Genomic DNA, 6,447 nt, shown 5'->3' on the forward strand with positions numbered 1-6,447 from the left:
CATCCTTTCTATTCTGCTATCTTCGCAATACGCCCCTGCTCTAAATATACTAAAAGGATAGAAATATCAGCAGGGTTAACGCCTGAAATACGAGAAGCCTGTGCAACAGAAAGCGGTCGGACTTCTTTCAGCTTTTGTTTCGCTTCAGTTGCAATCCCTTTGATGGCATCATAATCAATCCGATCAGGAATCTTTTTGTTCTCCATCTTTTTCAGTTTTTCAACTTGCTGGAGTGACTTTTCAATATAACCTTCGTATTTAATTTGAATCTCTACCTGCTCACACACATCAGAAGAAAGCGGTGTTTCCGCAGGAGCTAATTTCACAACAGTTTCATAATTCATTTCTGGACGTTTCATCAAATCACTTGCACGAATGCCGTCCTTCAACTCACTTCCACCGAGTGAACGAATAAATTCTTGAGTCTGTGCTGTAGGTTTAATGATCACAGAATATAAACGTTTTTTCTCTGCTTCAATGGCTTCTCTTTTCTGCTGGAATGCTTGGAATCTTTCTTCAGAAATTAATCCAATTTGATAGCCAAGTTCAGTTAATCTTAAATCAGCATTGTCATGACGTAGAAGGAGACGATACTCAGCACGTGATGTCAAGAGACGGTATGGTTCATTTGTTCCTTTAGTGACAAGGTCATCGATGAGGACACCGATATATGCATCAGATCGGCTTAAAATGACTTCTTCTTTACCTAATGCTTTTCTTCCTGCATTAATACCTGCCATAATCCCTTGACCTGCTGCTTCCTCATAACCAGACGTACCATTAATTTGGCCGGCTGTATATAATCCAGAAATTTTCTTCGTCTCAAGTGTAGGCCACAACTGAGTAGGCACAATCGCATCATACTCGATAGCATAACCCGCTCTCATCATTTGAACATTCTCGAGTCCTGGGATGGTTGAAAGCATGCGCTGCTGTACATCCTCCGGAAGACTTGTAGACAATCCTTGAACATAAACTTCCTGCGTATTACGACCTTCTGGCTCTAAGAAAATTTGATGTCTCGGTTTATCATTGAAACGCACCACTTTATCTTCAATGGACGGGCAGTATCTAGGACCAGTTCCTTTAATCATACCTGAATACATTGGAGAACGGTGTAGATTTTCATCAATAATTTGATGAGTCTCTAAACTCGTGTACGTTAACCAGCATGGCAGCTGGTCAGTAATATATTCAACCGTTTCATAGGAGAACGCCCGCGGGACATCATCACCTGGTTGAATTTCTGTTTTACTATAATCAATCGAGTGGCTATTCACTCGAGGAGGTGTTCCTGTTTTAAAGCGAACCAAATCGAATCCTAGTTCTGCTAAATGATCAGATAATTTAATAGAAGGCTGCTGGTTATTTGGACCGCTTGAATACGAAAGGTCTCCTAAAATGATGCGGCCTTTTAAGAAAGTCCCTGTCGTTAAAACAACAGACTTCGCACGATAGTTCGCCCCTGTTTGAGTAACAACACCCTTACATTCATCATCTTCTACAATTAAATGATCTACCATACCTTGCAGCATTGTCAGGTTTGGTTCATTTTCCATTGTTTTTTTCATTTCATGCTGATATTGGAACTTATCTGCTTGCGCTCTTAACGCACGGACAGCAGGTCCTTTCCCCGTATTCAGCATGCGCATTTGAATATGCGTCTTATCTATATTTCGTGCCATTTCTCCGCCTAGAGCATCAATTTCTCTGACGACAATCCCTTTTGCGGGGCCGCCTACAGACGGATTACATGGCATAAAAGCAACCATATCGAGGTTGATAGTCAATACAAGTGTTTTGGCGCCCTGTCTTGCAGAAGCAAGAGCAGCCTCAACTCCAGCATGACCGGCACCCACGACGATTACGTCATAATTGCCAGCTTCATAACCCATTTCTTATGTTCCTCCCTTTACTTTCCTAAACAGAATTGAGAGAATAACTGATCAATCAAGCTTTCATGAACAGCATCCCCAATAATTTCACCCAGCTGTTCCCAGCAGCGTGTTAAATCTATTTGAACTATGTCGATCGGTACGTCCATTTCAATTCCTTCAAGAGCATCCTCAATGGATTGTTTTGCTGCCTGAAGAAGAGCAATATGCCTTGTATTACTTACATACGTTAAATCTCCACTTTCAATTGAACCCGTGAAGAATAGTGATTGAATCGCGATTTCAAGTTCATCAATCCCTTTTTCTTGTAATAATGATGTAGTAACCACCGGACGATCCTTCGCTAACTGCTTGACCTTTTCAATATCAAGCTTAGGCTCAAGATCTGTCTTATTCACGATTACGATGATATCCATGCCTGAGACGGCCTCAAAAAGTTTGATATCCTCTTCTGACAATTCCTCGCTATAATTGAGCACAAGTAAAATCAGGTCAGCTTCTTTTAAGACCTGTCTAGATCGTTCAACCCCTATACGCTCAACAATGTCCTCCGTCTCACGTATACCCGCAGTATCGACTAAACGAAGCGGTACACCTCTAACATTTACATATTCCTCAATGACATCTCTCGTTGTTCCAGGAATATCCGTTACAATCGCTTTTGTTTCCTGTACAAGACTATTCAACAAGGAAGACTTCCCAACATTCGGTCTTCCAATAATGACAGTAGATAAGCCTTCTCGCAGTATTTTCCCCTGCTGAGAAGTCGTTAGCAGTGACTCAATTTCCTTTTTCACTGATGTTGCCTTTTCAACTAAAACCCGATGCGTCATTTCTTCAACATCGTCATACTCAGGATAGTCAATATTGACTTCAACATGGGCCAGAGTTTCCAATATCTCACCGCGAAGTCGTTTAATCAAACCGGAGAGTCGTCCCTCCATTTGAGTAATCGCTACATTCATCGCACGATCTGTCTTTGCGCGAATCAAATCCATTACCGCTTCAGCCTGTGAAAGATCAATTCTTCCATTTAAGAAAGCTCGTTTTGTAAACTCACCTGGCTCCGCTAATCTTGCTCCTTCTCTTAAAGCAAGCTGCAGTACTTTATTGACCGTTACAATTCCGCCATGGCAGTTAATCTCAATAACGTCTTCTCTCGTAAATGTTTTTGGTGCTCTTAATACTGACACCATGACCTCTTCTATGACTTGCTCAGTGCTAGAATCCACAATATGACCATAATGAATCGTATGTGAATCCACCGATACAAGTTTTTTCTCCTTAGGACCTTTATACATCCGATCAGCAATCTGTACCGCATCAGGCCCGCTTAAACGAATAATCGCAATTGCTCCTTCACCCATCGGTGTAGAAATTGCTGCAATTGTATCCATCACTCATTCACCTCTTTCTCTACTTAATAAACAGTCTGTTATCTATTAAATGGACATTGTCCATTTCTATATCAAAAACGCTTAATCCAAAATTTAAAGATACCATAAATGAAAGCGAAGTGAAAGTATCCCATATCTAATTATCCACAGCTTTGCATCTTATCTATTTTAACACTTAACTTATCCACATGTGAATAACGACGTTTGAAACTTGTCTTCACATCTTACACCTAAATCCAATAAATTTAAACGCCCTGATCCCTATACTTACTTGTTAAATTGGCGTTTTGCACTCATATCACACACTCATTTTTTAGAAATAAAGGATGAATCCTCTATAAAAAGCAATTTTTCAATAAAAAAAGACTAAAATCCAGCTTTGCTGAATCTTAGCCTTTCTGCTATTTTTTATACAGCACCACAACATGACGTTTGCTGCCTGTATCTTCAGATGCCGTTGCAAGTTCTTTAGAGAATGCAGCAATCGCATCATGAACAATTTTTCGTTCATTCGAAGGCATTGGTTCTAAATGAACCTTTCTCTTCGTTTTTAAAACCCGATTTGCTGTTTTGACTGCATATTGTTCAAGTGCTTCTTGTCGTTTCTTCCTATAATCGCCAATATCAATTGTTATATGATGATACTGATCAGAATAACGATTAAACACTAGCTGTACCAACGTTTCTAAAGAGTACAATGTCTGGCCTCTTTTTCCAATCATTAATGACGTTTTATCTCCATCAATGTGGTAAGAAATGTTTTTCGGTTCCTGTTTGGAAATAATCTTTGCTTTAGGATCAATAGACTTAACAATTTTATCTAAATACTGTGTAGCTAATTTAAATGCATTTATCTTTTCTACTAACTTGACCACAGCTTGTCTTTTACCGAATAATCCCAAAAACCCTTTATTTCCTTCATCTACTATTGTGATTTCTACTTCTTCTTGTAGTAGCTGAATTTGTTTAAGTCCGGAATCTACTGCTTCTTCGATTGTGCGACCGACAGCAGTTATTTCCTTCATTTTTTATTCCCGCCAGCTTTTTCTTTTGTATCAACTTTTACTTGAGGTGTTTTAATCACCAATGTTTGAATGATCATGAAAATGTTACCTACAACCCAGTACAATGAAAGTGCTGCTGGGAAACTAATTGCAAACACAACGATCATAATTGGCATCACCCATAGCATGATAGCCATTTGAGGGTTGTCCGAAGGATTTCCAGCCATCATCAGCTTTTGCTGAATGAAAGTAGCTACACCCGCAATAATCGGTAATAGGAACAATGGATCTGGGCTGCCTAAGTCAAACCATAAGAATGTATGCTTTTTAATTTCTGCTGTTCTCATAATTGCATGATAGAAACCAATAAGGATTGGCATTTGAATTAAAATTGGGAAACAGCCTGCTAATGGATTGACGCCATTTTTTTGAAAAAGGGCCATTGTTTCCTGCTGAAGCTGCTGCTGTGTTTTTTGATCTTTAGAGCTATATTTTTCACGAAGCTTTTTCAATTCAGGCTGTAATGCTTGCATCGCTTTTGTACTTCTTAACTGTTTAATCATTAATGGTAAAATAAGCAAGCGAATTAACAGTGTTACAATAATAATCGCTACACCATAGTTTTCACCAGTTAAGTTTGCCATGTACGTGATTAATTGAGATAGCGGGTAAACAATATAAGAATTCCAGAATCCCTTACTATCTGATGTAATTGGTTCATTGATCTGTGTACATCCTGCCAATAAAACCAATACGCCAATCAAGCTAAATATTAGTAATAATCGCCTTTTCAACAAGATTCCTCCCATTACTTCAAACTTTATTTAAGTTGGAATTGATTAAGAAAGTGACTCACCTAATCAGTATGGTAACATTTTTTCTTTGCAAAGTGGTGGTTTCATTTTAATTCACTAGATGAAGGAAGCGCTTTTAAAAATTGATTCAACGAAAGTTTCTATTACGAAGACTTTTTCGGTTGTTGTTGATAAACAGCGGATTTTCTAAATAAATGTTGGAGAGACTTCTTTGTTTCTTCAAAGGTCAAATCACTCGCTGGTTTTCGTGCAATGACAATGTAGTCTTTTTCTTGCTTTAACTTATGACCTTCCTCTAAAAACACCTGACGGATCAGACGTTTAATTCGGTTTCTAATCACTGCATTACCAATCTTCTTACTGACAGACAATCCTAGACGCAGTTCAACTTGATTTGGCTGATCCATCTGGTAAATAACGAATTGGCGATTTGCCATTGATTGACCTTTTTTGAACACCTTTTGAAACTCTTCATTTTTTTTTAGCCTGTTTCGCTTCTTCATGTTTTCTTCCACTCCGATAAAAACTGACAGTTCATTTACGATATTATGTAAAAAAGACCACTGACATTATTCAGTGGCCTAAGCTGATAATTTTTTTCTACCTTTGCTGCGGCGTCGCTTTAAAACTAGACGTCCGTTTTTAGTACTCATACGGCTGCGGAAGCCATGAACTTTACTACGCTTACGGTTATTTGGTTGAAACGTTCTTTTCATTTATGACACCTCCCTGAGGAATAGCTGTTTAAGACAGTCTAACTCATTATATTTGTGTAACCCATCGATTGTCAATATCAATGATAAAACTCTTATTATCAACCTTATAAGCATAACATAGATTATCAAACGAAGAAACCTTCTTTTTTAGTTTCCAGCATTTTATTCTCTTTTCCCTCCTAAAAGACCTTTAAAACAAGAATGTGGATATTTTTCCGGTATATTTAGACTATCCACACCCATTATCGACATTTTTTTCACACAAATAACCGATGTGGATAATTATTTTTCAACAGGATGTAAAGTGTGTGGATAAGTTTGTGACACCCATTGCACCATCTTGTTTATTTTGATATTATATTTGTGTTTTAACTCTTAATTACTTATCTGGCCCTTTTATATTATCCACAAATTGTGGATAACCTGTGGAAAGTTATTACACAGCCTGTTGAATTGTTTATCCACAGCTTGTGTAATTTGTCGAAAAGACGTTTTTCTACTATATTAATTGTTTTCAACAATGTATGTGCACGAATGGTGATGACCATTTGCTCTTTTTCGTGTTCTATAACAGTTTGATACTGGTCATTTTAAAAAGAAAAGGAGGGGGGAGAAGCCTT

The 6,447-nt window shown here is 38.1% G+C and carries 6 protein-coding genes; all 6 read right to left on the bottom strand.

Features of this window, described 5'->3' with window-relative positions:
* Positions 1-8: 8 nt before the first annotated feature.
* Complete coding sequence (gene mnmG / locus NST65_RS18935) at positions 9-1,895, bottom strand: tRNA uridine-5-carboxymethylaminomethyl(34) synthesis enzyme MnmG (protein WP_111927505.1); 1,887 nt, start codon at positions 1,893-1,895, stop codon at positions 9-11.
* A gap of 17 nt (positions 1,896-1,912) precedes the next feature.
* On the bottom strand, positions 1,913-3,292 hold the full coding sequence (mnmE, locus tag NST65_RS18940) for a tRNA uridine-5-carboxymethylaminomethyl(34) synthesis GTPase MnmE (RefSeq protein WP_024424070.1): 1,380 nt from the start codon (positions 3,290-3,292) through the stop codon (positions 1,913-1,915).
* A gap of 401 nt (positions 3,293-3,693) precedes the next feature.
* The gene (gene jag / locus NST65_RS18945) at positions 3,694-4,317 is read right to left on the bottom strand and encodes an RNA-binding cell elongation regulator Jag/EloR (protein ID WP_034283644.1); all 624 of its coding nucleotides are present in this window, start codon (positions 4,315-4,317) and stop codon (positions 3,694-3,696) included.
* Positions 4,314-5,096: a YidC family membrane integrase SpoIIIJ gene (gene spoIIIJ / locus NST65_RS18950; RefSeq protein WP_087976621.1), complete on the bottom strand. Its 783-nt coding sequence runs from the start codon at positions 5,094-5,096 to the stop codon at positions 4,314-4,316. Before spoIIIJ ends, jag begins: the two co-directional genes overlap by 4 nt.
* A 158-nt stretch (positions 5,097-5,254) precedes the next feature.
* Complete coding sequence (rnpA, locus tag NST65_RS18955; RefSeq protein ID WP_070326265.1) at positions 5,255-5,614, bottom strand: ribonuclease P protein component; 360 nt, start codon at positions 5,612-5,614, stop codon at positions 5,255-5,257.
* 78 nt (positions 5,615-5,692) lie between these two features.
* Positions 5,693-5,827 (bottom strand): 50S ribosomal protein L34, encoded by a 135-nt coding sequence (gene rpmH, locus NST65_RS18960; protein WP_073208224.1) that lies wholly within the window; start codon positions 5,825-5,827, stop codon positions 5,693-5,695.
* Between the last annotated feature and the right edge of the window lie 620 nt (positions 5,828-6,447).

This window comes from Bacillus sp. FSL P4-0248 (genome assembly GCF_038593305.1).
In the GTDB taxonomy this organism is placed as follows: domain Bacteria; phylum Bacillota; class Bacilli; order Bacillales; family Bacillaceae; genus Bacillus; species Bacillus safensis.

What these genes read in the sequence shown, in the direction of transcription:
- mnmG (WP_111927505.1), bottom strand. Translation starts at nt 1,895, where the DNA reads ATGGGTTATGAAGCTGGCAATTATGACGTAATCGTCGTGGGTGCCGGT.
- mnmE (WP_024424070.1), bottom strand. Translation starts at nt 3,292, where the DNA reads ATGGATACAATTGCAGCAATTTCTACACCGATGGGTGAAGGAGCAATT.
- jag (WP_034283644.1), bottom strand. Translation starts at nt 4,317, where the DNA reads ATGAAGGAAATAACTGCTGTCGGTCGCACAATCGAAGAAGCAGTAGAT.
- rnpA (WP_070326265.1), bottom strand. Translation starts at nt 5,614, where the DNA reads ATGAAGAAGCGAAACAGGCTAAAAAAAAATGAAGAGTTTCAAAAGGTG.
- rpmH (WP_073208224.1), bottom strand. Translation starts at nt 5,827, where the DNA reads ATGAAAAGAACGTTTCAACCAAATAACCGTAAGCGTAGTAAAGTTCAT.